This is a genomic window from Methylobacterium sp. E-025 (genome assembly GCF_022829705.1).
Lineage (GTDB): Bacteria > Pseudomonadota > Alphaproteobacteria > Rhizobiales > Beijerinckiaceae > Methylobacterium.
In genome coordinates, this window is record NZ_JAKSYR010000115.1 from 108,628 (window position 1) to 133,132 (window position 24,505).

General features: G+C 71.3%; 24 protein-coding genes. 9 read left to right on the top strand and 15 right to left on the bottom strand.

All coding sequences use genetic code 11. The annotated features are described in order from the left end of the window. Positions 1–3 precede the first annotated feature (3 nt). The 5 genes from MKK64_RS16555 to MKK64_RS16575 all read right to left on the bottom strand — a co-directional run bounded on the left by MKK64_RS16555 (position 4) and on the right by MKK64_RS16575 (position 4,060). Positions 4–615: a Uma2 family endonuclease gene (locus MKK64_RS16555; RefSeq protein WP_147728754.1), complete on the bottom strand. Its 612-nt coding sequence runs from the start codon at positions 613–615 to the stop codon at positions 4–6. 13 nt (positions 616–628) lie between these two features. Further along, complete coding sequence (locus MKK64_RS16560; protein ID WP_243935976.1) at positions 629–904, bottom strand: DUF5076 domain-containing protein; 276 nt, start codon at positions 902–904, stop codon at positions 629–631. A 62-nt stretch (positions 905–966) separates the two neighbouring features. After that, complete coding sequence (locus MKK64_RS16565; RefSeq protein ID WP_243935977.1) at positions 967–2,418, bottom strand: pyruvate dehydrogenase complex E1 component subunit beta; 1,452 nt, start codon at positions 2,416–2,418, stop codon at positions 967–969. A gap of 68 nt (positions 2,419–2,486) precedes the next feature. Further along, positions 2,487–3,551: a pyruvate dehydrogenase (acetyl-transferring) E1 component subunit alpha gene (gene pdhA / locus MKK64_RS16570; RefSeq protein ID WP_147728757.1), complete on the bottom strand. Its 1,065-nt coding sequence runs from the start codon at positions 3,549–3,551 to the stop codon at positions 2,487–2,489. A 197-nt stretch (positions 3,552–3,748) separates the two neighbouring features. After that, entirely contained in the window at positions 3,749–4,060 is a 312-nt protein-coding gene (locus MKK64_RS16575; protein ID WP_147728758.1) for an FtsB family cell division protein, read from the bottom strand. Between the two features lie 221 nt (positions 4,061–4,281). Here MKK64_RS16575 and dinB point away from each other — a divergent pair, with 221 nt between their 5' ends. From dinB to MKK64_RS16590, 3 genes are all read left to right on the top strand, one after another. Continuing rightward, on the top strand, positions 4,282–5,322 hold the full coding sequence (gene dinB / locus MKK64_RS16580; RefSeq protein WP_147859264.1) for a DNA polymerase IV: 1,041 nt from the start codon (positions 4,282–4,284) through the stop codon (positions 5,320–5,322). A 114-nt stretch (positions 5,323–5,436) separates the two neighbouring features. Then, the gene (locus tag MKK64_RS16585) at positions 5,437–6,315 is read left to right on the top strand and encodes an SDR family oxidoreductase (RefSeq protein WP_147727704.1); all 879 of its coding nucleotides are present in this window, start codon (positions 5,437–5,439) and stop codon (positions 6,313–6,315) included. A 96-nt stretch (positions 6,316–6,411) separates the two neighbouring features. Beyond that, positions 6,412–6,711, top strand: a complete 300-nt coding sequence (locus MKK64_RS16590) for a hypothetical protein (RefSeq protein ID WP_147727705.1) — start codon at positions 6,412–6,414, stop codon at positions 6,709–6,711. 40 nt (positions 6,712–6,751) lie between these two features. Here MKK64_RS16590 and MKK64_RS16595 read toward each other — a convergent pair whose 3' ends face one another. Together MKK64_RS16595 and MKK64_RS16600 are read right to left on the bottom strand one after the other, a co-directional pair. After that, on the bottom strand, positions 6,752–7,915 hold the full coding sequence (locus MKK64_RS16595) for an iron-containing alcohol dehydrogenase (RefSeq protein ID WP_243935979.1): 1,164 nt from the start codon (positions 7,913–7,915) through the stop codon (positions 6,752–6,754). Between the two features lie 169 nt (positions 7,916–8,084). Beyond that, positions 8,085–8,993 (bottom strand): LysR family transcriptional regulator, encoded by a 909-nt coding sequence (locus MKK64_RS16600; RefSeq protein ID WP_243935981.1) that lies wholly within the window; start codon positions 8,991–8,993, stop codon positions 8,085–8,087. 155 nt (positions 8,994–9,148) lie between these two features. On the opposite strand from MKK64_RS16600, the gene MKK64_RS16605 reads away from it, so the two are divergent. The 6 genes from MKK64_RS16605 (at position 9,149) to MKK64_RS16630 (ending at position 16,783) form a co-directional block, all read left to right on the top strand. Then, positions 9,149–10,645: a CoA-acylating methylmalonate-semialdehyde dehydrogenase gene (locus MKK64_RS16605; RefSeq protein ID WP_243935982.1), complete on the top strand. Its 1,497-nt coding sequence runs from the start codon at positions 9,149–9,151 to the stop codon at positions 10,643–10,645. 57 nt (positions 10,646–10,702) lie between these two features. Further along, the gene (locus MKK64_RS16610) at positions 10,703–11,845 is read left to right on the top strand and encodes an acyl-CoA dehydrogenase family protein (protein WP_243935984.1); all 1,143 of its coding nucleotides are present in this window, start codon (positions 10,703–10,705) and stop codon (positions 11,843–11,845) included. Continuing rightward, a complete protein-coding gene (locus tag MKK64_RS16615) occupies positions 11,845–12,924 on the top strand; it encodes an enoyl-CoA hydratase/isomerase family protein (RefSeq protein WP_243935985.1) in 1,080 nt (359 codons plus the stop codon). The genes MKK64_RS16610 and MKK64_RS16615 overlap by 1 nt, the downstream gene beginning before the upstream one ends. 181 nt (positions 12,925–13,105) lie before the next feature. After that, positions 13,106–14,008: a 3-hydroxyisobutyrate dehydrogenase gene (gene mmsB / locus MKK64_RS16620; protein WP_243935986.1), complete on the top strand. Its 903-nt coding sequence runs from the start codon at positions 13,106–13,108 to the stop codon at positions 14,006–14,008. Positions 14,009–14,010: 2 nt separating this feature from the next. Next, complete coding sequence (locus MKK64_RS16625) at positions 14,011–14,799, top strand: enoyl-CoA hydratase (protein ID WP_147728087.1); 789 nt, start codon at positions 14,011–14,013, stop codon at positions 14,797–14,799. A 262-nt stretch (positions 14,800–15,061) separates the two neighbouring features. Beyond that, positions 15,062–16,783, top strand: coding sequence for an AMP-binding protein (locus MKK64_RS16630; protein WP_243935987.1), 1,722 nt, complete (start codon positions 15,062–15,064; stop codon positions 16,781–16,783). Between the two features lie 10 nt (positions 16,784–16,793). Here the strand turns inward: MKK64_RS16630 and MKK64_RS16635 are convergent, their stop codons facing one another. The 8 genes from MKK64_RS16635 to MKK64_RS16670 all read right to left on the bottom strand — a co-directional run bounded on the left by MKK64_RS16635 (position 16,794) and on the right by MKK64_RS16670 (position 24,405). Continuing rightward, complete coding sequence (locus MKK64_RS16635) at positions 16,794–17,222, bottom strand: DUF3291 domain-containing protein (RefSeq protein WP_243935988.1); 429 nt, start codon at positions 17,220–17,222, stop codon at positions 16,794–16,796. A gap of 160 nt (positions 17,223–17,382) precedes the next feature. Next, complete coding sequence (locus tag MKK64_RS16640) at positions 17,383–17,748, bottom strand: hypothetical protein (RefSeq protein WP_243933212.1); 366 nt, start codon at positions 17,746–17,748, stop codon at positions 17,383–17,385. Positions 17,749–17,856: 108 nt separating this feature from the next. Beyond that, on the bottom strand, positions 17,857–19,461 hold the full coding sequence (locus MKK64_RS16645; RefSeq protein WP_243935989.1) for an AMP-binding protein: 1,605 nt from the start codon (positions 19,459–19,461) through the stop codon (positions 17,857–17,859). A gap of 34 nt (positions 19,462–19,495) precedes the next feature. Further along, positions 19,496–20,488: a branched-chain amino acid ABC transporter permease gene (locus MKK64_RS16650; RefSeq protein ID WP_147728195.1), complete on the bottom strand. Its 993-nt coding sequence runs from the start codon at positions 20,486–20,488 to the stop codon at positions 19,496–19,498. A 141-nt stretch (positions 20,489–20,629) separates the two neighbouring features. Then, positions 20,630–21,517 (bottom strand): branched-chain amino acid ABC transporter permease, encoded by an 888-nt coding sequence (locus MKK64_RS16655; protein WP_147728196.1) that lies wholly within the window; start codon positions 21,515–21,517, stop codon positions 20,630–20,632. 66 nt (positions 21,518–21,583) lie between these two features. Further along, a complete protein-coding gene (locus tag MKK64_RS16660) occupies positions 21,584–22,786 on the bottom strand; it encodes an ABC transporter substrate-binding protein (protein ID WP_147842723.1) in 1,203 nt (400 codons plus the stop codon). Between the two features lie 127 nt (positions 22,787–22,913). Next, the gene (locus tag MKK64_RS16665) at positions 22,914–23,654 is read right to left on the bottom strand and encodes an ABC transporter ATP-binding protein (protein ID WP_147842722.1); all 741 of its coding nucleotides are present in this window, start codon (positions 23,652–23,654) and stop codon (positions 22,914–22,916) included. After that, a complete protein-coding gene (locus MKK64_RS16670; protein ID WP_243935990.1) occupies positions 23,647–24,405 on the bottom strand; it encodes an ABC transporter ATP-binding protein in 759 nt (252 codons plus the stop codon). The genes MKK64_RS16665 and MKK64_RS16670 overlap by 8 nt, the downstream gene beginning before the upstream one ends. Positions 24,406–24,505 lie beyond the last annotated feature (100 nt).

Here is a 24,505-nt window from a genome sequence, read left to right on the forward strand (position 1 = left end):
GGTTCAGGTCTCGTCCGAGGGCAGGGAGGGGGCGTCGGGTTCGGCGCGGGGATCGGCGAAGGGAAACAGGTCGTCCAGCGGAAACGGGACGGCGTCGAAGGGCGGCAGGGCCACGGTCTCGCGGCGCGTCACCGTCCCGAGCAGCAGCCATCGGGACGCGGTCAGCGCGAAGGCCTCCAGCACGCCGTCGGCGGGATCGAGCAGCCAGAGGTGCCCGACGCCGGCCTCCGCGTAGATGCGCCGCTTCGGGCCGCGGTCGAGACGCACCGTGGACGGCGACAGGATCTCGCAGACCCAGTCCGGCGGCGTCTCGACGAAGGCGGTCTCCGGCTCGGCCGGCAGCCGCTCGCGGCGCCAGCCGGCGAGATCGGGCACCACGACCTGCGCTCCGAGATGGAGCTCGGGTTCGATCATGAAGATCCAGCCGCCCGGTCCGCCGCGTCCGTGCCGGAAAGGGGGGCCCAGAACGGAGCCGAGATCCAACGCCGCCATCGCATGCCGCGGCCGCGGTCGCGGATGCGTCTCCAGCGCCCCGTCGATGATCTCGGCGACGAGGTGATCGGGGACCGCTTCGAGGTCGGCGTAGGTGGCGTGCCGGAGCGCGGGTTCGGCCATGGCCAGAATCCCGTCAGTTCAGGCCGCCGGGATCGAGGCCCTCGGCCTCCCACCCCGCGCGAATGCGCTCGAACGCCTCCTCCTCCGACAGGTCGGTCTCCAGGACGTAGGCGCGGGCGGCCTGCCGGGCGAGGTCGACCATCAGGCGGCCCCACGTGGCGGGGTCGTCGAAGGACCGGCGCAACGCCACGCTCACCGCCCCGTCGACCACGGCGGCGCGCAGCACCTCGATGCCGCCCTGCTCCAGGGCGTCGGGGGGAATCTCGAGGGCTTGGAAGGATTCACTCATACGACGTCATGACCCATCGATCGGCCCCGTTCCCGCCGGTCAGGCACGAAGGCGGATCGCATTCACCGGTAGCAGACGGCCTTGGCCGCCTCGACGACCTCGGCGACGTTGGGCAGCGCCAGCTTCTCGAGGTTGGCGGCGTAGGGCATCGGCACGTCCTTGCCGGTGACGCGCAGCACCGGCGCGTCGAGGTAGTCGAACGCGTCGACCATCAGGCGGGCCGAGATCTCGGCGCCGATGCCCGATTGCGGGAAGCCCTCCTCCACCGTGACGCAGCGGCCGGTCTTCTTGACCGACGCGAGCACGGTCTCGGTGTCCATCGGCCGGATCGTGCGCAGGTCGATCACCTCGGCCTCGATGCCCTGGTCGGCCAGGATCTGCGCCGCCTTCAGGGCGTAGGTCATGCCGATGGCGAAGGAGACGATGGTCACGTCCTTGCCGGTGCGGTGGATCCGCGCCTTGCCGATCGGCAGCACGAAGTCGTCGAGCTTCGGCACCGGGAAGGTCTGGCCGTACAGGATCTCGTTCTCGAGGAAGATCACCGGGTTCGGGTCGCGGATCGCGGCCTTGAGCAGGCCCTTGGCGTCCGACGCCGTGTAGGGGGCGATCACCTTCAGGCCCGGCACGTTGGAGTACCAGGCGGCGTAGTCGTGGCTGTGCTGGGCGCCGACGCGGGCGGCGGCGCCGTTGGGGCCGCGGAACACGATCGGGCAGCCGAGCTGGCCGCCGGACATGTACAGGGTCTTGGCCGCCGAGTTGATGATGTGGTCGATCGCCTGCATGGCGAAGTTGAAGGTCATGAACTCGACGATCGGCTTCAGGCCCGACAGGGCCGCGCCGACGCCGATGCCGGCGAAGCCGTGCTCGGTGATCGGGGTGTCGACCACGCGGCGGGCGCCGAATTCCTGCAGCAGGTTCTGCGTGACCTTGTAGGCGCCCTGGTACTCGGCGACCTCCTCGCCCATCACGAAGACGTCCTCGTCCCGGCGCATCTCCTCGGCCATGGCGTCGCGCAGCGCCTCGCGGACGGTCATCGTCACCATCTCGGTGCCGGCCGGGAACTCCTCCATCACCGGCTCGGTGGCCTTGTTGGTGATGGTGGCGGGCGCGGCCGGCGCCGCGGGCTTGTCGTCGCCGGTCTTGGCGGTGGCCGACGGGCCGGAGGCCATGCCCTCGGCCTGCATCGTCGGCGTCGGGGCGGGCTGCCCGCCCGTGTCCGCACCGTTCGGCTTCGACGAGGCCCCTCCGGCGGCGGCGGCCGCGACGTCCTCGCCCTCGCCCGCGATGATCGCGATCGGGGTGTTGACGGCGACGCCCTCGGTGCCCTCGGCGACCAGGATCTTGGCGAGCGTGCCCTCGTCGATCGCCTCGACCTCCATGGTCGCCTTGTCGGTCTCGATCTCGGCGAGCACGTCGCCGGACTTGATCGCGTCGCCCTCCTTCTTGAGCCATTTGGAGAGCTTGCCCTCCTCCATGGTCGGAGACAGGGCGGGCATCAGGATGTCGGTCGCCATGGAGGGTCTCTGATCGGTGAGGCGGGCGGGGCGGCCTGGCAGGGGATCGTCGCGGGGCGGCGGCGCCCTCAGGCGCGCGCTTCCAGGAGGATGTCGGTCCACAGCTCGGACGGATCCGGCTCGGGATCGTGCGTCGCGAACTCGGCGGCGTCGTTGACGGTCTCGCGGACCTTGGCGTCGGTGGCCTTGAGCTCGGCCTCGGCGACGCCGTGCAGCTCGATCAGGCGCTTGCGCACCATCTCGATCGGGTCGTGCTCGTCGCGCATCTTCGAGACTTCGTCCTTCGTGCGGTACTTCGCCGGGTCGGACATCGAGTGGCCGCGATAGCGGTAGGTCTGCATCTCGAGGATGTAGGGCCCCTCCCCGGTGCGGGCATGCGCGATCGCCCGGCCCGCCGCCTCGCGGACCGTGCGCACGTCCATGCCGTCGACCTGCTCGCCGGGGATGCCGAACGAGATGCCGCGGCGGGAGAAGTCCGTCTGCGCCGAGGCGCGGGCGACCGAGGTGCCCATGGCGTAGCGGTTGTTCTCGATCACGTAGACCACGGGCAGCTTCCACAGCTGCGCCATGTTGAAGCTCTCGTAGACCTGGCCCTGGTTGGCCGCGCCGTCGCCCATGTAGGTCAGGCTGACCTTGCCGTTCTTGCGGTAGGCGTCGGCGAAGCCGAGGCCGGTGCCGAGCGAGACCTGCGCGCCGACGATGCCGTGCCCGCCGAAGAACTGCTTCTCGCGGCTGAACATGTGCATCGAGCCGCCCTTGCCGCGGCTGTAGCCGCCGCGGCGGCCGGTGAGCTCGGCCATCACCCCCTTCGGGTCCATGCCGCAGGCGAGCATGTGGCCGTGGTCGCGGTAGCCGGTGATGACCTGGTCGCCGTCGACCGAGGCCATCTGCATGCCGATGACGACCGCCTCCTGGCCGATGTAGAGGTGGCAGAACCCGCCGATCAGGCCCATTCCGTAGAGTTGCCCCGCCTTCTCCTCGAAGCGGCGGATCAGCAGCATCTGATGGTAGGCGTGGAGGTCTTCCTCGCGGGTGAATTGCGGCGCGTTCGGTGCGGGCTGGTGCTCGGCCGCCACGGCCTCCGGCGTCTCCGCGGCAGGGTTGGGCTGCCCCGCATCTTTCGCGGCATCCATCGGCGTGCTCCCGTGCTGGCGTCTGTTCCCTCCCGGTTTAGGACACGCGCTCCGGGAATGCGAGGGCCGACGCTCTGACAGGTGTTTGTGGTTGTCATACCCGATCCGCATGCCCGATCCGCATGATCCCCTCGGGACGGCGGATGCGGGCTGCGCTCAAGCCGGGACGCGCGCGTGGGACTGGAGGCGGTGCCCGCTCACGGGTCGATGACGACCACGTCGTTGGCGTGCACCCGGCCGAGGACGACCCGGGCGCGCTCCTCCAGCAGGTCGCGGTCGATCTGCTCGCTGCGCAGCAGCGCGACGCGGTGCTCCCAGGTCGCCCGCTCGGCCTTGGCCGCCGCGAGCTCCCGGGTGAGCCCGAAGGCCTGGATCTTGAGGGCGCGCTTGGCCTCCAGGCCCCGGTTGCCGTTCTCGGCCTGGTACACGAAGTAGCCGACCACCAGCCCGGACAGGGTCCAGAGGCTGAGAGGCAAAACGACCATTCTGACGCGGCGACGGACGACCATGGCGCGACCATCGTCCGGGTCGGTTAACAAAGCCTTTGCCGCGGCCGCCGATCGTGCGCTCGGCGGTGGACGGCGGCGCCCGGGTGGGTTGAACCGCGCCCCGCGGTGATGGACAGTCGGAACAAAGATCGAACATTGAGGCGGCCGCCCTGCGGTGCGGCGGTCTCGCGGAACGGGACAGCGCAGTGACCGCCCCGGTACGGAAAGTCATCCACATCGACATGGACGCGTTCTACGCCTCCGTCGAGCAGCGCGACGACCCGGCCCTGCGCGGCCGGCCGGTTGCGGTTGGCGGCTCGCGCGAGCGCGGCGTGGTCGCCGCCGCGAGCTACGAGGCGCGGGCCTTCGGGGTGCGCTCGGCGATGCCCTCGGTGACGGCGCGCCGGCTCTGCCCGGACCTGGTGTTCGTGCGCCCGCGCTTCGAGGTCTACCGCGGCATCTCGGAGGAGATCCGGACGGTGTTCTCCGAGCACACGCCGGTGATCGAGCCGCTCTCCCTCGACGAGGCCTACCTCGACGTCACCGAGAACCTGCAGGGCCTGCCGACCGCCACCGCCGTCGCCCGGGCGATCCGCACCACGATCCGCGCGCGCACCGGACTCGTCGCCTCGGCCGGCGTCTCGTACAACAAGTTCCTCGCCAAGGTCGCCTCGGACTACCGCAAGCCCGACGCGCTGTTCGTGATCACCCCCGAGATGGGCCCGGCCTTCGTCGAGGACCTCGCCATCGGCCGCTTCCACGGCATCGGCCCGGTGACGGAGGCGAAAATGCGCCGCCTCGGCATCCACACCGGCCGCGACCTCAAGGCCCGCTCGCTGGAGGATCTGGCCGCCATCCTCGGCAGCGCCGCCCCCTACTATCACGGGGTGGCCCGCGGCATCGACGAGCGCCCGGTGCGGGCGCACCGCATCCGCAAGTCGATCGGTGCCGAGAACACCTTCTCCGACGACAGCGCCGACCTCGAAATCCTCGCCGAGCGCCTCGCGCCGATCCTCGATAAGGTCGCGGCGGCCTGCGCCGCCAAGGGGCTGCGCGGCCGGACCGTGACGCTGAAGGTGAAGTTCTCCGACTTCGCGCAGGTCACGCGGGCGCGCTCCCTGGCGGCCCCCGTCGGCGACCGCGCCAGCCTGGAGGCGATCAGCCTGGGCCTGCTGCGCGACCTCCGCCCGCTCCGGCGCAGCGTGCGGCTGCTCGGCGTCTCGCTCTCGGCCCTCGACCACGGCGACGCCGCGGAACCGCTGCAGCTCGGCCTGGCGATCTGAGGCGTCGCCGCGATCGTTCGATCGGGATCGCCGGCGCCGCGGTCATCGGGTCGCGCCTGCGTCCGCGGCGCTGCGCCCTATCTCGATGGGAAGCGACACCGGGAGCAGCCAACCATGACCGACGATCCCCGCGAGGCCGGAGCCCGGCCCCCCTTCCCCGGCGACCAGCAGCAGGAGCGGCCGGGATTGTCGTCGCGGATGACCCCCGCCCCCGATCACGGCGAGCACAGCTACGTCGGCAAGGGGCTGCTGACGGATCAGGTCGCGCTGATCACCGGCGGCGATTCCGGGATCGGCCGCGCGGTGGCGATCGCCTACGCCCGCGAGGGCGCCGACGTGGCGATCTCCTACCTGCCGGTCGAGCAGTCCGATGCCGAGGAGACGGCGCGCTGGGTCGAGCGGGCCGGGCGCCGCGTCCTGCTGCTGCCGGGAGACCTGCGCGAGGAGGCCCATTGCCGCGACCTCGTCGCCCGCACGGTGGCCGCGTTCGGGCGCCTCGACGTCCTGGTCAACAACGCGGCCGCGCAGACGATCAACGAAGGGCTCGACGACGTGACGGCGGAGGACCTCGAGGGCTCGTTCCGCGCCAACGTCTTCGCGATGTACTACCTCGCCCAGGCGGCGGTGCCGCACATGAAGCCGGGCTCGGCGATCGTGAACTCGACGAGCCAGCAGGCCAAGGTCGCCGACAAGACGATGCTGATCTACGCCGCCACCAAGGGCGCGATCGCGAGCCTGACGATCGGGCTGTCGAACCTGCTGGCGCCGAAGGGCATCCGGGTGAACTGCGTCGCGCCCGGCCCCGTGTGGACCCCGATCCAGCCGATCGTGAAGAGCCCCGAGCAGATCGAGCAGCTCGGGGCCGACACGCCCCTCGGCCGCGCCGGGCAGCCGGCCGAGCTCGCCCCGGCCTACGTGCTGCTGGCGTCCCGCGAGGGCAGCTACATGTCCGGCGCCCTGGTGCCCGTCACCGGCGGCACGCCGATGTACTGACGCACGAGGCGCGGCGATCCGGAACGGAGCGCCGCGCCTGCGATTGACGGCGGAACCCCCGCGGGGCCGGACCGCCCCGCCATCGGAGCCAGATCCATGTCGAAGATCATCGCCGCCACGTTCGAGACCCGCCGCGACGCCGAGATGGCGGTCGAGCACCTCGTCCAGGAGCACAAGATCGACCGCAAGGCCGTGACCATCGCGCCGGTCTCGGACGAGAACAGCGCCGGCACCGAGACCGCGGGCGCCGACATCGAGGACGGCCGCGTCGAGAAGACCCACACCGACGGCGAGCCGAAGCTCGCCGGGCGCCTCAAGGTCTCGGCCGAGGTCGAGCCGGCGCTCGCGGACAAGGTCGAGTCCTCGTTCGCGACCTACGGCGGCCAGGCCGCCTGAGCCGGCAGCCGCCCGCATCCCGCTGCCCCGCCCGTCCCGCTCAGGCGGCCCAGACCTGGCGGTACAGCGTCGCGATCGCCTCCGCGTCCGGCACCACCGGGTTGTTGCCGGGCGAGCCCGAGGCCAGGGCCTGCGCCGCCATGGTCGGGATCAGGCCGTTCCACCGGGCCTCGTCGATGCCGTAGTCGCCGGGCGTCGGCACCTGCAGGTCGTCGTTGAGGTTCTGCAGCTCGGCGATCAGGCGGGAGACCGCGTTGCGCTCGTCGTCGCCCTCCCGCGCCACGCCCATCGCCCGGGCGCAGGCGGCGTAGCGCCCGGGCGCGCCCGGCGCCGAGAAGGCGGTGACGGCCGGCAGCAGCATCGCGTTCGAGAGCCCGTGCGGCACGTGGAAATGCGCGCCGATCGGCCGGCTCATCCCGTGGACGAGGGCCACCGAGCTGTTCGAGAAGGCGATGCCTGCTTGCGTCGCGCCGAACATCATCGCCTCCCGCGCAGCCCGGTCGCCCGGATCGGTCCAGACCCGGCGCAGGTTCGGCGCGATCGCCCGCATCGCGGCGAGCGCGAACCCGTCCGAGAACGGGTTGGATTTCCGCGAGACGTAGGCCTCGATCGCGTGGGTCAGCGCGTCAATCCCGGTATCGGCGGTGAGGCGCGCGGGCTTGCTCAGGGTCAGCTCGTAATCGACCAGCGCCGCCACCGGCAGGTAGGCGAGGCCGGCGCACAGCATCTTCTCGTCGGTGGCCTCGTCGGTGACGATGGTGAAGCGCGTCGCCTCCGAGCCGGTGCCGGCGGTGGTGGGGATCGCCAGGATCGGCAGGCCGGGCGCGTCCTGGCTGTGGGGCGCCTTGTAGTCGCGCATGTGGCCGCCGTGGCGGGCGAGCACCGCGACGGCCTTGGCCGTGTCCATCGGGCTGCCGCCGCCGAAGCCGACGACGCAATCGTGGTCGCCGGCCTTGAGCGCGGCCAAAGCCGCCTCCACCGAGGCCACGGTCGGGTCCGGCACGGTCTGCGAGAACAGCCCGGCCCGGATGCCGGCCGCCGCCAGGCGCTCGACGAGCCGCCCCGCCCGGCCGCTGTCGGCGAGGTAGGGATCGGTGACGACGAACGGCCGGGACAGCCCGAGCTGCCCCAGCACCTCCGGCAGCAGCCCGCACGCACCGGCTCCGATCCGCATCAGCCGCGGCAGGGCGATGGCGCTGATCATGGCGTTGGATCCGTCTTTCCAAAGGGACGCGCCGAGGGGACGCGCGCGAATGAACGCAGAATACGAAAGGCAGGCTAGCGGCTGCGCGGGCGCGAGGACAAGCCCGGTCGGCGCCCGTCGCGCGACATCCGGCGCGCAGTATCCTGCCTGAGCTTGCCGGTGCGACGCACTATCCCGCCCGCGAAAACAGCGCCTGCGCCGCCTCGACCGCGCCGACGATGAAGGCCGCCACCTCGCGGATGTGGGCGGCCTTCCGGTGGTCCTCGTGGATGTGCATGTGGAAGGCCCGCGTCAGCGACAGCGCGTCCGGCAGCACCGGCACGAGGCCGGGATGGGCGGCCGCGATGAAGGCCGGCACGATGCACAGGCCGGCACCGGCGAGCGTGGCGTGCACCTGGGCGAGCAGGTTCGTCGAGCGCAGCCGCGCGCTGGCGCCCGGCCCGATCACGTTGAGGTAGTTGAGCTCCCGCGCAAACAGCATGTCCTCGATGTAGCTGACGAACGGGTGCCGCCCGAGGTCGGCCGCCGTCCGGATCGGCTCGGCCGCGGCGAGGTAGGCCTTCGACCCGTAGACGAAGAGCCGGTAGTCGGTGAGCCGGCGTGTCACCACCCGCGCCTGCTGCGGTGCCGACAGGCTGACGACGATGTCCGCCTCGCGCTTCGACAGGCTGAAGATCCGCGCGGTCGCCATGATCTCGATCTCGAGCCCGGGATGGGCCTCGGTCAGGCGGTGCATCCGCGGCGCGAGGAACACGCTGCCGAACCCGTCCGGCGCGCCGATCCGCACCGTGCCCGCGACGCTCCGCCCGGTGCCGCCGGCCGCCGAGCCCGAGACGAAGGCGCTCTCCATCGCCTCCGCCGTCCCGAGCAGCGCCTCGCCGGCCTCGGTCAGCGCGTAGCCGAGGTTGCTCTTGTGGAAGAGCCGGCGGTCGAGCCCCTCCTCCAGGGCCAGGATGCGCCGGGCCACGGTGGTGTGCTCGGTGCCGGTCTGCGCCGCCGCGGCCGTCAGTGTGCCGGTGCGGGCGACGGCGAGGAAGAAGCGCAGGTCGTCCCAGTTGCGGGTCTTCTTGAGGCTCACGGGCTGGGTCCGACGGGGATGGCGCTGTGCATCGATGCACAACGGCTGCGAGCAGGTCCAGCTTTATCGCCCGATCGGCGCTGCTATGGTCCGCTCAAAATCGGTCGGCCGTCGCGCCGGCCGGACCTGAGGAAACGAGCACAGGAGAGGCGCACATGCGCACGATCGGGCATTTCATCGGCGGCAAGACCGTCGCGGGCACCAGCGGCCGCTTCGCCGACGTGTTCCTTCCCTCGACCGGCGAGGTCCAGGCCCGCGTCGCCCTGGCGAGCCGCGCCGAGCTTCGCGCGGCGGTCGAGAACGCCCGCGACGCGCAAGCCGCCTGGGCCGCCACCAACCCGCAGAAGCGCGCCCGCGTGATGATGCGCTTCCTCGAGCTGATCCGCGGCGAGACGGATTCGCTCGCCGAGCTGCTGGCCTCCGAGCACGGCAAGACCGTGCCCGACGCCAAGGGCGACATCCAGCGCGGCGTCGAGGTGGTGGAGTTCGCCTGCGGCATCCCGCACCTGCTGAAGGGCGAGTTCACGGAAGGCGCCGGCCCCGGCATCGACGTCTACTCCCTGCGCCAGCCGCTGGGCGTGGTCGCCGGCATCACGCCGTTCAACTTCCCCGCGATGATCCCGCTCTGGAAATGCGCCCCGGCCATCGCCTGCGGCAACGCCTTCATCCTCAAGCCGTCCGAGCGCGACCCCGGCGTGCCGATGCGCATCGCCGAGATCTTCCTGGAGGCCGGCCTGCCGCCGGGCATCCTCAACGTCGTCAACGGAGACAAGGAGGCGGTCGACGCGATCCTCGACGACGCGGACATCAAGGCGGTGGGCTTCGTCGGCTCCTCGCAGATCGCCGAGTACATCTACGTCCGCTCCGCGCAGACGGGGAAGCGCGCCCAGTGCTTCGGCGGCGCCAAGAACCACATGATCATCATGCCCGACGCCGACATGGGCCAGGCCGTCGACGCGCTGATCGGCGCCGGCTACGGCTCGGCCGGCGAGCGCTGCATGGCGATCTCGGTCGCCGTCCCCGTCGGCGAGGGCACCGCCGACCGGCTGATGGAGCGCCTGGTGCCGCGGGTGGAGAGCCTCAAGATCGGCCCCTCGCACGACGGCTCGGCCGATTACGGCCCGATGGTCACCGCCGAGGCGGTGGCGCGGGTGAAGGGCTACATCGAGACCGGCCTCCAGGAGGGCGCCGAGCTCGCCGTCGACGGCCGCGGCTTCACCCTGCAGGGCTACGAGAACGGCTTCTACATGGGCGGCTGCCTGTTCGACCGCGTCACCGCCGACATGATGATCTACAAGGAGGAGATCTTCGGCCCGGTCCTCTCGGTCGTGCGGGCCAAGGACTACGAGGAGGCGCTGGCGCTGCCCTCCACCCACCAGTACGGCAACGGCGTCGCGATCTTCACCCAGGACGGCGACGCGGCGCGCGACTTCACCGCCCGGGTCAACGTCGGCATGGTCGGCGTCAACGTGCCGATCCCGGTGCCGATCGCCTACCACACCTTCGGCGGCTGGAAGCGCTCGGGCTTCGGCGACCTGAACCAGCACGGGCCCGACGCGATCCGCTTCTACACCAAGACCAAGACCGTGACGCAGCGCTGGCCCTCGGGCATCAAGAGCGGCGCGGAGTTCTCGATCCCGACGATGCGGTGAACCGACCCTCCCCCCTCTGCGGGGGAGGGAGAACCGTCCAGCCAAGGACTTGATGCCATGCGCTTCGGGCTCGACGAGGATCAGGTGGCCATCCGGGAGATGGCCCAGAACTTCGCGCGCGAGCACATCGCGCCGCACGCCCTCGACTGGGACGCGCGCAAGCACTTCCCCGTCGAGACTCTTCGCGCGGCGGCAGCTCTCGGCATGGCCGCGATCACCATCCGCGAGGATGTCGGCGGATCGGCCCTGAGCCGCGTCGACGCCAGCCTGATCTTCCAGGCTCTGGGCGAAGGCTGCCCGACGGTGGCGGCCTTCCTCTCGATCCACAACCTGTCGTCCTGGATCATCGACGCCTTCGGCAGCGAGGCGCAGCGCCGGCGCTGGCTGCCGTCGCTGACGCGGATGGACAGGATCGCCAGCTATTGCCTGACCGAGGCAGGCTCGGGCTCGGATGCCGCGGCGCTCCGAACCCGCGCGGTTCGCGACGGCGAAGCCTACGTGCTGACCGGCGAGAAGCAGTTCATCTCGGGCGCCGGCGCCAGCGACCTCTACCTCGTCATGGCCCGGACCGGAGGCGAGGGCGCGAAGGGCGTCTCGGCGATCGTCGTCGAGAAGGGCACGCCCGGCCTCTCCTTCGGCGCCGACGAGCGCAAGATGGGCTGGAACGCCCAGCCGACCCGCGCGGTGCGCTTCGACCAGTGCCGGGTGCCCGTCGAGAACCGGCTGGGCGCCGAGGGCGACGGCTTCCGCTACGCCATGGCCGGGCTCGACGGCGGCCGCCTCAACATCGCCGCCTGCGCGCTGGGCGGCGCGCAATCGGCCCTCGACCGGACGCTCGCCTACATGGGCGACCGCCGCGCCTTCGGCCAGAAGCTCTCGGACTTCCAGGCGCTGCAGTTCCGGCTGGCCGACATGGCGACCGAGCTCGAGGTCGCCCGCGCGTTCCTGCGCCACGCGGCCGCCGCCCTCGACGCCAGGGCGTCGGAGGCGACCAAGCTCTGCGCCATGGCCAAGCGCCACGTGACGGACGCCGCGTTCCACGTCGCCAACGAGGCGCTGCAGCTCCACGGCGGCTACGGGTATCTCGCCGAGTACGGCATCGAGAAGATCGTCCGGGATCTGCGCGTCCACCAGATCCTGGAGGGCACCAACGAGATCATGCGGGTGATCATCGCCCGCGCGCTGCTCGGGGAGCGCTGATGCCCGACATCCTCGTCGAGCGCGTCGGCACGCTCGGGCGCATCCGCCTGAACCGGCCGAAGGCCTTGAACGCGCTGACCCACGGCATGGTCGGCGCGATCGATGCCGCCCTCAATCTTTTCGCCGCCGACGAAGGCGTCGCCGCGATCCTGCTCACCGGCGAGGGCGAGCGCGGCCTGTGCGCCGGCGGCGACCTGCGCTCGCTCTACGAGAGCGCGGGTTCAAGCTCCGCCGAGGACTTCTGGCGCGACGAGTATCGCCTCGATGCGCGGATCGCGCATTGCGAAAAACCGTTCGTGGCGATCCTGGACGGGATCACCATGGGCGGCGGCGTCGGGCTGTCGGGCCATGCCGGCCACCGCGTCGTCACCGGGCGCTCCCGCATCGCCATGCCGGAGACCGGCATCGGCTACCTGCCCGACGTCGGCGGCACCTGGCTGCTGCCGCGCGCGCCCGGCGAGACCGGGACCTATCTCGGGCTGACCGGCGAGCCCATGGGCGCGGCCGACGCGATCTTCGCGGGGGTCGCCGACGCCTGCGTGCCCGCAGCGACGCTGCCCGCCCTGATCGAGGCGCTCGCCGCCCTCGCCCCGGAGGCCGGCCACGCCACCGTCCGGGCGGCGATCGACGCGCGCGCCGTCACGCCGGGGCCGGCCCCGCTCGCTGCGGCGCAAGCCGTCATCGACCGCTGCTTCGCGCACGATCGCGTCGAGGACATCCTCGCCGCGCTCGCCGGCGAAGGCTCCGAATTCGCCGGGCGGACGCGCGCGACGCTGCTGGAGAAGTCGCCGTCGAGCCTCGTGCTGACGCTGCGCCTGCTGCGTCTCGGCCGCGCGGCGACGACGCTGGAGGCCTGCCTGGAGCGCGAGTTCCACGCGTCCCTCGCTCTGCTGGCGGAGGGGGATTTTCGCGAGGGCATCCGCGCGGCGGTGATCGACAAGGACAAGGCGCCGCGCTGGTCGCCGCCGACCCTCGACGCGGTCGATCCCGAACGGATCGCCGGCTGGCTCGCGCCGCGGGCGGCCCCGGTCTTTTCGGTGCCGGACGACGTCTTGTCCCACCCCGCCCCCTCATCCTGAGGCGCCCGTGCCAGCGGGCCTCGAAGGAGGGCTCAAGGGATCGCAGCGGGACCTGGATCTCTCCTTCGAGGCCTCCGCTTCGCTCCGGCACCTCAGGATGAGGGGGTGGATGGGAGCAAGGAACAAGGATCGGTCGTGCTCCACGCAGAGCGCCGCCGTGAGAGACATACGGGAGGAACCCATGACGACGCGGCCCCAGACCATCGCCTTCATCGGGCTCGGCAACATGGGCGGCCCGATGGCGGCCAACCTCGTCCGCGCCGGGCACGCGGTCCGCGGGTTCGACCTCGCCCCGGCCTCGCTGGAGGCGGCGCGGGCCGAGGGCGTCGCCGTCGCCGGCTCGGTGCTGGAGGCGGTCGAGGGCGCGTCCGCGGTGGTGACGATGCTGCCGGCCGGCCGACACGTGGTCGAGGTCTGGTCGCAGGTCGCCGGAGCGGTCCCCGCCGGCACCCTGCTGATCGATTCCTCGACGGTCGACGTCGCGAGCGCCCGAGAGGCCCACGCCCTGGCCGAGGCGCGCTCCTGCCCCGCGATCGACGCGCCGGTCTCCGGCGGCACCGGGGGCGCCAAGGCCGGGACGCTGACCTTCATGGCCGGCGGCTCGGAACAGGCCTTCGCCGCCGCCGAGCCGATCCTGAAGCGGATGGGCCGGAGCGTGTTCCATTGCGGTGCGGCCGGCGCCGGCCAGGCCGCCAAGATCTGCAACAACATGATCCTCGGCATCTCGATGATCGGCGTGTGCGAGGCCTTCGCGCTCGGCGAGAAGCTCGGGCTCTCGCAGCGGGCCCTGTTCGACGTGGCCTCGGTCTCGTCCGGGCAGTGCTGGTCGCTCACCACCTATTGCCCGGTGCCGGGGCCGGTGCCGACCTCGCCCGCCAACACCGGCTACCGGCCGGGCTTTGCTGCCGCCCTGATGCTGAAGGACCTGCGCCTCGCGCAAGAAGCCGCCGGCACCGCCGGCGCCGCGACGCCCCTCGGCGCCGAGGCCGAGCGCCTCTATGCCCGGTTCGACGCGCAAGGCCACGGCGGGCAGGATTTCTCGGCGATCGTCCAGATGCTGCGCGGACCGCGCGAGGAGGTTTGACCATGCCGGAGAATCTGACCGGGGACGAGACGATCCTCATCGAGACGCGCGGGCGCGTCCGGCTCATCACCCTGAACCGGCCCAAGGCCTTGAACGCGATCAACGCGCAGCTCACCCGCGCGTTGATCGCGGCGGCGACCGCCGCCGATGCCGATCCGGGGATCGGCTGCATCGTGATCACCGGGTCGGCCAAGGCCTTCGCCGCCGGCGCCGACATCAAGGAGATGCAGGCGGCGACCTATGCCGAGATGTATGCCGGCGACCGCTTCGCCGACTGGGAGCGCTTCACGGCCCTGCGGACCCCGATCGTCGCGGCCGTGGCCGGCTTCGCGCTCGGCGGCGGCTGCGAGCTCGCGATGATGTGCGACCTGATCCTGGCCGCCGACACCGCGCAGTTCGGCCAGCCGGAGATCAAGCTCGGGGTGATGCCCGGAATCGGCGGCAGCCAGCGGCTGACCCGGTTCGTCGGCAAGGCCAAGGCGATGGAGATGTGCCTGACCGGCCGGATGATGGATGCGGCCGAGGCCGAGCGGGCCGGGCTGGTCTCGCGGGTCGTGCCCGCCGACGGGCTCGTCGCGGAGGCGATGCGGGTCGCCGAAACCATCGCCGGCATGTCCAAGCCGATCGCGATGATGACCAAGGAGGCGGTCAACCGCGCCTACGAGACCACGCTCACGGAAGGCGTGCGCTTCGAGCGGCGGGTGTTCCACGCGATGTTCGCCACCCAGGACCAGAAGGAGGGCATGGCCGCCTTCGTCGAGAAGCGCGCGCCGAAGTTCACGCACGGGTAGCGCCACTTCTCGCTACGGAGGCCGATCGTCTTCACGCATCGTCCCGGCCTCGAGCGAAACTCATCCGGCCCCGCCCCGTCATCCCGGGCTCGCCTCCGGCGCCCCGGGAGGACGGTGGGGGTTTTCGAACCGAAACGCGCGAGCCGGGCGGACGTGATAGCCCCCGCAGAGGGGAAAGATGCTCCGCCGAAGCTTCAGTTCAGCAAAAGACTGATCGAACACAAGACAACGGAAAAGCCACCGAAAACCAGGGAGAACGCCGATGCCGAGCTTTCGCGAGTCCCGCGACTTTCTTCTGGCCCGCCGCACCGACTACGCGGCGGCCTATGCGGGCTTCCGATGGCCGGACGCGGCGGCGTTCAACTGGGCGCTCGACTGGTTCGACGCGGATCTCGCGACCCGCCCGGAGACCCGCGACCGCCCTGCCCTGTGGATCGTCGACGCGGCCTCGGGGGCGGAGACGAAGGTTTCGTTCTCGCAGATGAGCCGGCGCTCGAACCAGGTCGCCAACCACCTGCGGTCGCTGGGCCTGCGACGCGGCGACACCCTGCTGCTGCTGCTCGGCAACGTGCCGGCCCTGTGGGAGACGATGCTGGCGGCGATGAAGCTCGGGGCGATCGTGATCCCGGCGACCACGCTGCTCACCGACGGCGAGCTGGCCGACCGGCTGGAGCGCGGGCGGCCGCGGCTGATCGTGGCCGGGGCCGATCAGGTGCCGAAGTTCGAGGGCGTCGACCTGGGGCCGGTGGTGCGCCTGACGACCGGGCCGGCCGCGCCCGGCTGGCAACCCTACGCGGCCGCATTCTCGGCCTCCGACGCGTTCGCGCCCGACGCGGCGACCGGCGCCGACGACCCGTTCCTGCTGTACTTCACCTCCGGCACCACGGCGAAGCCCAAGCTCGTGCGGCACAGCCACCGCTCGTATCCGGTCGGCAGCCTGTCGACGATGTACTGGCTCGGGCTGCAGCCCGGCGACGTCCATTGCAACGTCTCCTCTCCCGGCTGGGCCAAGCACGCCTGGTCCTCGGTCTTCGCCCCCTGGAACGCCGGCGCCACGGTGTTCGTGGTCAACCAGGCGCCGTTCTCGGCCCCTGCCCTGCTCGCGGTGCTCGCCCGCTGCCGCGTCACCACCCTGTGCGCGCCGCCGACGGTGTGGCGGCTGATGATCCAGGAGGACCTGACCGGGCACGACCTGGCGCTGCGCGAGGTCTGCGCCGCCGGCGAGCCGCTGAACCCGGAGGTGATCGAGCGGGTGCGCGACGCCTGGAACCTGACCATCCGCGACGGCTACGGCCAGACCGAGACCACGGCCCAGGTCGCCAACACCCCGGGCCAGACGGTGAAGCCCGGCGCCATGGGGTGGCCGCTGCCGGGCTACACGGTCCGCATCCTCGACATCGACGATCAGCCGGCGAGCGAGGGCGAGGTCTGCCTCGCCCTCGGCGAGCACCGCCCGGCCGCCCTGATGCAGGGCTACGACGACGGCGCCGGCCACCTTTCCGGCGCGGACGGGCCGCTCTACCGCACCGGCGACGTCGCCTTCGTCGAGCCGGACGGAACCCTGACCTTCGTCGGGCGCGCCGACGACGTGTTCAAGTCCTCCGGCTACCGCATCAGCCCGTTCGAGCTGGAGAGCGTGCTGATCCAGCATGCGGCGGTGGCCGAGGCGGCGGTGGTGCCGGCGCCCGACGCGATCCGCTACACGATCCCGAAGGCCTTCGTGTCGCTCGTCGGCGGCGCGGAGGCGACGCGGGAGACCGCCCTCGACATCTTCCGCTTCACCAACGCGCGGCTCGCGACGTTCAAGCGGCTGCGGGCGATCGAGTTCGTCGCGGAGCTGCCCAAGACCATCTCCGGCAAGATCCGCCGGGTCCAGCTCCGGCGCCTGGAGCACGACGGCACCACCGACGACCCGTTCCGGGGCTTGGCCTTCGCCCAGTCGGACTTCCCGGAGCTGAAGGCCGACGAGCGGAAACCGGGCTGAGCGGGCCGGCTCAGCCGGCCGCCCGGGGAAGCCGTCCGCCGCGGGTCGTGCGCGGCGGATCGTAGGCGAGCGCCGCGTGCGCGGGCGACGGATGGCGGACCTTGGAGGGCCGGCCGGTCTCGCGCATCCGCCGGTCGGCCTCGGGCCAGTCCAGCAGGTCCGGCGCGATCCAGTGGGCGACGGAGGCCACGTCGCACCAGCGGGCGAGCTTTCCCATCGCCGCGCGGTGGTCGCCGGCCAGCACGTAGGCGCGCATCGCCGCCTCGTCGGTCCAGGCGGTGACGGTCCAGAAGGTCAGCTTGGCGTCGTTGAGCAGCGCGCCGTCGCGGTAGCCGGCGGCCCTGGAGGCCTGCCGGCTCGACCGGATCGCGTACCACGCGAATCCGGGCACGAACCGCCAGCCGCGAAGCCGCAACCGGGTGAGGCTGATCCACGACATGGCGGCATCCCTCGCAGAGGGGCCGGCCGTACCACGTCCTGTGCCGTCCGTACCGCCGCGGAGCATCCTCAAGGGCGGCGGATGCCGGCCTGCGTGACGAACATGCGGCCCCTCAGCAGGTCAGACTCGTTTCCGCGATCGATCGATGAGGGCAACCGCTCTAGCCGCGGCGGCTGTCGAGGCGTGGACCGCCGAGGCTGATCCGGCTGCCCTGCGAACGGTGGCTGCCGTAGCTCGGGGCGGCGTAGGGGCGGCGCGACAGGTCGTAGAGGGTGTTGCCGACGAGGCCGGCGGCGCGGCGCAGCACCGCGCCGTCGCAGGTGGCCGCGATCCGGATGCCGAGCTCGTGGGTGTGGCTGCGGCCGTAGAGGTAGACCGCCAGCCGCGCGCGGGTCGCCTCGGGGATCTCGCAGACCATCGCCGACACGGTCTCCGGGTCGGCGCGGGAGATCCGGCCGAGCGCGTCGGGCGGCAGCGGGCACTCGGCGGTGGGGTCGTCGAAGCTGAGGGTCAGGGTCTGGGTCACCACGGTCGCTCCCGGCTTGAAGGCCACAGGATGGCGAGCGGATGGTTAACGAAGCGTAACGGCGTGTATCCGATCGTGTCCGGAGCGACGCCTTGCCGGGGCGCGCGTCTACGGCGCGCGGGCCTGCTCGCGCAGCACGAACTTCTGGATCTTGCCCGTGGCGGTCTTCGGCAGGGGGCCGAACACGATCCGCTTCGGCACCTTGAAGCGGGCGAGGCCGGCCCGGCAGAAGGCGACGATCTCGGCCTCGCTCGGCGCGGTCGCGCCGGCCTTGAGCTCCAGGAAGGCGCAGGGGCTCTCGCCCCATTTGGCGTCGGGCTGCGCGACCACGGCGGCGAGCATCACCGCGGGGTGGCGGGTCAGGACCTCCTCGATCTCCAGGCTGGAGATGTTCTCGCCGCCGGAGATGATGATGTCCTTGGCGCGGTCCTTGATCTCGATCTGCCCGTCGGGGTGCTGCACCGCGAGGTCGCCCGAGAGGTACCAGCCGGCACGGAGCGTCGCCGCCGTCGCCTCGGGGTTCTTGAGGTAGCCCTTCATCACGGTGTTGCCGCGCAGGGCGATCTCGCCGACCGTGGCGCCGTCCCGCGGCACCGCCGCCAGCGTTCCGGGATCGACGACGCGCACCGCCTCGACCGTCGGCAGCGCCACGCCCTGGCGGGCCATGCGGCGGTGGCGCTCGCCGGGCTCCAACCGGTCCCAGTCGGGGCCGGGCACGCAGATCGTCGCCGGGCCGTAGCTTTCGGTGGCGCCGTAGAGGTGGGTCACCGCGAAGCCTGCCGCCTCCATCGCGGCGATCACGGTCGAGGGCGGCGCGGCCCCGCCCGTCGCGCAGCGCACCCGCTGCGGGAACGGCCTGCGCACCTCCGCGGGGGCGTTGACGATCATCGACAGCACGATCGGCGCGCCGCACAGATGCGTGACGCCGTGCTCGGCGATCGCCCGGTAGATCGCGGCCGGCTCGACCCGGTGCAGGCAGACCTGGGTGCCGCCGGCCGCCACCACCGCCCAGGGGTAGGACCAGCCGCTGCAATGGAACATCGGCAGCGTCCAGAGATAGACGCTGCCCGGCGAGAGCCCGAAGGTGAGCGCGTTGCCGAGGGCCTGGAGGTAGGCGCCGCGGTGGCTGTAGACCGCGCCCTTCGGGTCGCCGGTGGTGCCTGAGGTGTAGAGCAGGCAGAGCGACTGCCACTCGTCGTCCGGCCCCGGCCCGACGAAGTCCGGGTCGCCCTCCGCGACGAGGTCCTCGTAGGCGAGGCCGCCGCCCCCGGGGTCGTCCACGGCGATCACCAGGATCGGGTTCGGGACGGCCTCCAGCGCCTCGGCGGCGAGCGCCCGGAACGGCGCGTCGACGATCAGCGCCCGCGCCCCGCCATGGGTCAGCGTGGCGGCGAGCGTGGCGGCGTCGAGGCGGGTGTTGAGCGGGTTCAGCACCGCGCCGAGCATAGGCACGGCGAAGTGCGCCTCGATCATCGCGGGCACGTTGCCGGCCAGGATCGCCACCGTGTCGAGCCGGCCGATCCCGCGCCCCCCCAGCGCCGCGGCGAGGCGGCGGCAGCGGGCGTCGAGCGCGCGGTAGGTCAGGCGCCGGTCGCCGTCGATCACCGCCAAGCGGTCGGCGAAGGCGTCGGCGGCGCGCGTCAGGAAGCTCACGGGCGTCAGCGCCGCGCAGTTCGCGGCCGAGCGGTCGAGCCCGGTCTCGAACGGGCTCATGCGCCCACCCTCCCCGCGCCTCCGCCGGCCCGGGTCACAGCGGACGCCGGGTGATCCGCGCGATCAGGCCGACGATGCCCTCGCGGAACAGCAGCACGCAGAGCACGAAGACCACGCCCTGGATGATCGTCACCCAGGCGCCGAACTGCGCGAGGTAGGTCTCCATCGTGACGATCACCAGCGCGCCGATGATCGGCCCGAACACCGTGCCCATGCCGCCGACCAGCGTCATCAGCACCACCTCGCCCGACATCGCCCAGTGCACGTCGGTGAGGGAGGCGAGCTGGAACACGATCGCCTTGGTGGAGCCGGCGAGCCCCGCGAGCGTCGCCGAGAGCACGAACACCGCGAGCTTGTACTGGTTCACCCGGTAGCCGAGCGAGATCGCGCGGGGCTCGTTGTCGCGGATCGCCTTCAGCACCTGCCCGAACGGCGAGTGGATGATGCGGTAGATCAGCAGCAGGCCGCCCATGAACACCAGAGCCACGAGGCCGTAGAGCGCGCGGTCGTCGGCGAGGCTGATCGTGCCGAACAGGGCGCCGCGCGGCACCGCCTGGATCCCGTCCTCGCCGCCGGTGAACTTGGCCTGGAGCGAGAAGAAGAACGCCATCTGCGCGAGCGCCAGCGTGATCATCGAGAAGTAGATGCCCTGGCGCCGGATCGCGAGCGCCCCGAAGACCAGCCCGAGCAGCGCCGCCGTCAGCGTGCCGCAGAGGATCGCGAGTTCCGGGCTCAGGCCCCAGACCTTGGCCGCGTAGGCGCAGAGATAGCTCGCCATCCCGAAATACGCGGCGTGCCCGAAGGAGAGCAGGCCGCCGTAGCCGAGCAGCAGGTTGAACGCGAGCGCGAACAGCCCGAAGCACAGCACCTTCATCAGGAACACGGGGTAGAGCACGAACGGCGCCACCGCGAGGAACACGGCGATGCCGAGCATGATCCTGCGGTGCAGGGCGCGGTCGTCCCTGCCTTCGGAAATGACCGGGGCGATGGCGGCGTCCGCAGGAGCGAGGGCGGCGGTGTCGGCCATGTCAGAATCCGTCTGTCTGGATGGCCATCGACCGTGAACGGCCGATGGCGTCCGCCGCACCTGCGGCGACGCGCGGTCGCGCTTGCCGCCGACCGCGCGTGGGCGGGCCGGCCTCGGCGCTCGTCGGCGTGGGCTGGCGCATCAGGCCGCCCGCCCGAACAGGCCGGCGGGCTTTACCAGCAGCACCAGCACCATGATCACGAAGATCACGGTGGCCGAGGCCTCGGGATAGAACACCTTGGTCAGCCCCTCGATCAGCCCGAGGCCGAACCCGGTGATCACCGAGCCGAGGATCGAGCCCATGCCGCCGATCACCACCACGGCGAAGACCACGATGATGATGTCGGCGCCCATGTTCGGGTTGACCGAGTAGATCGGCGCGGCGAGCACCCCGGCGAAGCCCGCGAGCGCGACGCCGAAGCCGTAGGTCAGGGTCAGGAACAGGGGCACGTTGACGCCGAAGGCCTGGACCAGGGTCGGGTTCTCGGTCGCCGCGCGCAGGTACGAGCCGAGCTTGGTCTTCTCGATGACGAGCCAGGTGGCCAGGCACACGGCCAGCGACGCGACCACGACCCAGGCGCGGTAGTTCGGCAGGAACATGAACGGCAGGCGCTGCCCGCCGGAGAGTTCCGGCGGGATCGCGTAGGGCAGGCCCGAGACGCCGTAGTAGTTGCGGAACAGCCCCTGGATGATCAGCGCCATGCCGAAGGTCAGCAGCAGGCCGTAGAGGTGGTCGAGCTTGTACAGCCGCGCGATCAGCACCCGCTCGAGCACGATGCCGAAGGCGCCGACGAGGAGCGGTGCCAGGGCCAGCGCCCACCAGTAGTTGACCCCGAGGTAGTTGAGCAGCATCCAGGCGACGAAGGCGCCCATCATGTACAGCGCCCCGTGGGCGAAGTTGATGATGTTCAGAAGCCCGAAGATGATCGCCAGCCCCAGGCTGAGGATCGCGTAGAACGAGCCGTTGATCAGCCCGAGCAGGAGCTGGCCGAACAGCGCCTGCATCGGCACGCCGAAGATCGTGGTCATCGCAACCCAGCCATCGTCTGCCCCGACGCCGCGGCGCGCCGTGCGCCGCGGGAGAACGCCAACCGCTCAGCCCTTCACGAGGGGGCAGCCGCCCTCGTTCAGCGGGCGGAACACCTCGTTGCCGGGGATGGTGGCCAGCAGCTTGTAGAGGTCCCACTCGCCCTTGGACTCGGCGGGCTTCTTGACCTCGAACAGGTACATGTCGTGGATCTTGCGCCCGTCGACGCGGATCGTGCCCTTGCCGAACAGCGGGTCGTCGGTCGGCATGTCCTTCATCCTGGCGACGACCTTGGCGCCGTCGGAGGCCGCCTTCAGCGCCTCGACCGCCTTGAGGTAGTGGAGCGTGCCTGCGTAGACGCCGGCATGGTTGGCGGTGGGCTTCTTGCCGCCCATCTGCTTGGCGAAGCGGTCCGAGAAGGCGCGGGTGGCGTCGGTGAGGTCCCAGTAGAACGGCTCGGTCAGGACGAGCCCCTGGGCCACCTTGGTGCCGAGCGAATGCACGTCGGAGGAGAAGACGAGGAGGCCGGCCAGCGCCTGCCCGCCCTCGGTGATGCCGAACTCGCCGGCCTGCTTGATCGCGTTGATGGTGTCGCCGCCGGCGTTGGCGAGCCCGATCACCTTGGCGCCCGACCCCTGTGCCTGCAGCAGGAACGAGGAGAAGTCGGCGGTCGGGAACGGGGTCTTGACCGAGCCGACGACCTTGCCGCCGTTCTTGGTGACGACCGCGGTGGTGTCGCGCTGGAGCGTCTGGCCGAAGACGTAGTCGGCGGTGAGGAAGAACCAGGTGTCGCCGCCGCGCTTGACCATGGCGCCGCCGGTGCCGTTGGCGAGCGCCACCGTGTCGTAGACCCAGTGCACGGTGTTGGGGGTGCATTGCACGCCGGTGAGGTCGGCGGTGCCGGCGCCGGTGTCGATGAAGGTCCTGTTCTTCTCCTTGGTGACCTGGTTGATCGCCAGGGCCACGGAGGAGGTCACGCCGTCGATGATCATGTCGACGCCGTCGCGGTCGTACCATTGCCGCGCGATCGCCGAGCCGACGTCGGGCTTGTTCTGGTGGTCGGCCGAGATGACCTCGACCTTGAGGCCCTTGTCGGCGGCCTTGAAGTCCTCGACCGCCATCCGGGCGGCCACGAGCGAGCCCTCGCCCGCGATGTCGGCGTAGACGCCGGAGCGGTCGGTGAGCACGCCGATCTTGACCGGCGTCTGACCCTGCGCGGCCGCCGCCGTCAGGGTCCCCAGCGCGGCGGCAAGCAGCATTCGTCTCAGCATCCGGTCCGTTCTCCTCGGTGCGCCGGCCGTTTTACGCGTCGGGGCCAAGTGCCCGTCCGTCGTCGGCCTCGTGCGTCGCGTTTCTCTTCGTATGAGGACTCTAGAAGTCCGTCGATGCCCGAGGTCTTCAGACCCCGAGATAGGCGTGGAGCTTGTCGATATTGGCGTCAAGCGCGTCGTTGGCGATCTCGTCGACCACCCGCCCCTGCTCGATCACCACGTGGCGGTCGGCGAGCGTCTGGGCGAAGCGGAAGTTCTGCTCGACGAGAACGATGGTGTAGCCGCGGCCCTTCAGCTCCCGGATCGTCCGGCCGATCTGCTGGACGATGACGGGGGCGAGCCCCTCGGTCGGCTCGTCCAGCAGGATCAGCTTGGCGCCGGTGCGCAGGATGCGGCCGATGGCCAGCATCTGCTGCTCGCCGCCCGAGAGCTTGGTGCCCTGGCTGCCGGCCCGCTCCTTGAGGTTCGGGAACAGGGTGTGGATCTCGGCCACCGACATGCCGCCCGGCTTCACGATCGGCGGCAGCATCAGGTTCTCGGCCACCGTGAGGCTCGCGAAGATTCCGCGCTCCTCCGGCACGTAGCCGAGGCCGAGCCGCGCGATGTTGCGCGAGGCCATCCCGATCGTCTCGACGCCCTCGTAGGTGATCGAGCCGGCGCGGCGCGCCAGGATGCCGATGATGGCGCGCAGCGTCGTGGTCTTGCCCGCGCCGTTGCGGCCCAGCAGCGTCACCACCTCGCCGGCCCGCACGTCGAGGTCGATCCCGTGCAGGACGTGGCTCTCGCCGTACCAGCCCTCCAGGCCGCGCACCGCCAGCAGGGCGTCCGAGCCCGCGCGCGGAACGGTCTTCAGCGCCGCCTCAGCCATGCCCGGCCCCGATATACGCCTCGATCACGCGCGGATCCTTCGACACGGTGGCGTAGTCGCCCTCCGCCAGCACCTGGCCGCGGGCCAGCACGGTGATCCGGTCGGAGAGCGAGGCGACCACCGACAGGTTGTGCTCGACCATCAGGATGGTGCGGTCCTTGCCGACCCGGCGGATCAGGGCCGCGGTGCGCTCGACGTCCTCGTGGCCCATCCCGGCCATCGGCTCGTCGAGCAGCAGCATCTCGGGATCGAGCGCCAGGGTGGTGGCGATCTCGAGCGCGCGCTTGCGGCCGTAGGACAGCTCCACCGCCTGGTGGCCGGCGAATTCCGACAGGCCGACCTGGTCGACGAGGTCCAGGGCCTCGGCATCGAGGCGGCGCAGCACCGTCTCGGCGCGCCAGAAGTCGAAGGAGTCGCCGTGCTTGCGCCGCTGCAGCGCGATGCGGACGTTCTCCATCACCGTGAGGTGGGGGAACACCGCCGAGATCTGGAACGAGCGCACCAGCCCGAGCCGGGCGACGTCGGCCGGCTGCAGGCGGCTGATGTCGCGGCCCTTGTAATGGATCGCGCCGGCCGTGGGGCTGAGGAACTTGGTGAGAAGGTTGAAGCAGGTGGTCTTGCCGGCGCCGTTCGGGCCGATCAGCGCGTGGATGGTGCCGCGCACAACCTCGAGCGTCACGCCGTTGACGGCGCGGAACCCCTTGAACTCCTTGGTCAACCCGGTCGTGGACAGGATGATGCCCTGTGCCAAACGCAACCCTCCCCTGCATCTTTAGCAGGATGTATCGCCGGAAGCGCCGGCGGCGTCCATCGCGTTTTCGAAGGCGGCGCGAACATTCCTCGGCCGATGA

What these genes read in the sequence shown, in the direction of transcription:
- mmsB (WP_243935986.1), top strand. Translation starts at nt 13,106, where the DNA reads ATGACGACGCGGCCCCAGACCATCGCCTTCATCGGGCTCGGCAACATG.
- MKK64_RS16555 (WP_147728754.1), bottom strand. Translation starts at nt 615, where the DNA reads ATGGCCGAACCCGCGCTCCGGCACGCCACCTACGCCGACCTCGAAGCG.
- MKK64_RS16635 (WP_243935988.1), bottom strand. Translation starts at nt 17,222, where the DNA reads ATGTCGTGGATCAGCCTCACCCGGTTGCGGCTTCGCGGCTGGCGGTTC.
- MKK64_RS16650 (WP_147728195.1), bottom strand. Translation starts at nt 20,488, where the DNA reads ATGGCCGACACCGCCGCCCTCGCTCCTGCGGACGCCGCCATCGCCCCG.
- MKK64_RS16655 (WP_147728196.1), bottom strand. Translation starts at nt 21,517, where the DNA reads ATGACCACGATCTTCGGCGTGCCGATGCAGGCGCTGTTCGGCCAGCTC.
- MKK64_RS16665 (WP_147842722.1), bottom strand. Translation starts at nt 23,654, where the DNA reads ATGGCTGAGGCGGCGCTGAAGACCGTTCCGCGCGCGGGCTCGGACGCC.
- MKK64_RS16595 (WP_243935979.1), bottom strand. Translation starts at nt 7,915, where the DNA reads ATGATCAGCGCCATCGCCCTGCCGCGGCTGATGCGGATCGGAGCCGGT.
- MKK64_RS16630 (WP_243935987.1), top strand. Translation starts at nt 15,062, where the DNA reads ATGCCGAGCTTTCGCGAGTCCCGCGACTTTCTTCTGGCCCGCCGCACC.
- pdhA (WP_147728757.1), bottom strand. Translation starts at nt 3,551, where the DNA reads ATGGATGCCGCGAAAGATGCGGGGCAGCCCAACCCTGCCGCGGAGACG.
- MKK64_RS16645 (WP_243935989.1), bottom strand. Translation starts at nt 19,461, where the DNA reads ATGAGCCCGTTCGAGACCGGGCTCGACCGCTCGGCCGCGAACTGCGCG.
- MKK64_RS16590 (WP_147727705.1), top strand. Translation starts at nt 6,412, where the DNA reads ATGTCGAAGATCATCGCCGCCACGTTCGAGACCCGCCGCGACGCCGAG.
- MKK64_RS16660 (WP_147842723.1), bottom strand. Translation starts at nt 22,786, where the DNA reads ATGCTGAGACGAATGCTGCTTGCCGCCGCGCTGGGGACCCTGACGGCG.
- MKK64_RS16565 (WP_243935977.1), bottom strand. Translation starts at nt 2,418, where the DNA reads ATGGCGACCGACATCCTGATGCCCGCCCTGTCTCCGACCATGGAGGAG.
- MKK64_RS16575 (WP_147728758.1), bottom strand. Translation starts at nt 4,060, where the DNA reads ATGGTCGTCCGTCGCCGCGTCAGAATGGTCGTTTTGCCTCTCAGCCTC.
- MKK64_RS16560 (WP_243935976.1), bottom strand. Translation starts at nt 904, where the DNA reads ATGAGTGAATCCTTCCAAGCCCTCGAGATTCCCCCCGACGCCCTGGAG.
- MKK64_RS16625 (WP_147728087.1), top strand. Translation starts at nt 14,011, where the DNA reads ATGCCGGAGAATCTGACCGGGGACGAGACGATCCTCATCGAGACGCGC.
- MKK64_RS16615 (WP_243935985.1), top strand. Translation starts at nt 11,845, where the DNA reads ATGCCCGACATCCTCGTCGAGCGCGTCGGCACGCTCGGGCGCATCCGC.
- dinB (WP_147859264.1), top strand. Translation starts at nt 4,282, where the DNA reads ATGGACGCGTTCTACGCCTCCGTCGAGCAGCGCGACGACCCGGCCCTG.
- MKK64_RS16585 (WP_147727704.1), top strand. Translation starts at nt 5,437, where the DNA reads ATGACCGACGATCCCCGCGAGGCCGGAGCCCGGCCCCCCTTCCCCGGC.
- MKK64_RS16610 (WP_243935984.1), top strand. Translation starts at nt 10,703, where the DNA reads ATGCGCTTCGGGCTCGACGAGGATCAGGTGGCCATCCGGGAGATGGCC.
- MKK64_RS16605 (WP_243935982.1), top strand. Translation starts at nt 9,149, where the DNA reads ATGCGCACGATCGGGCATTTCATCGGCGGCAAGACCGTCGCGGGCACC.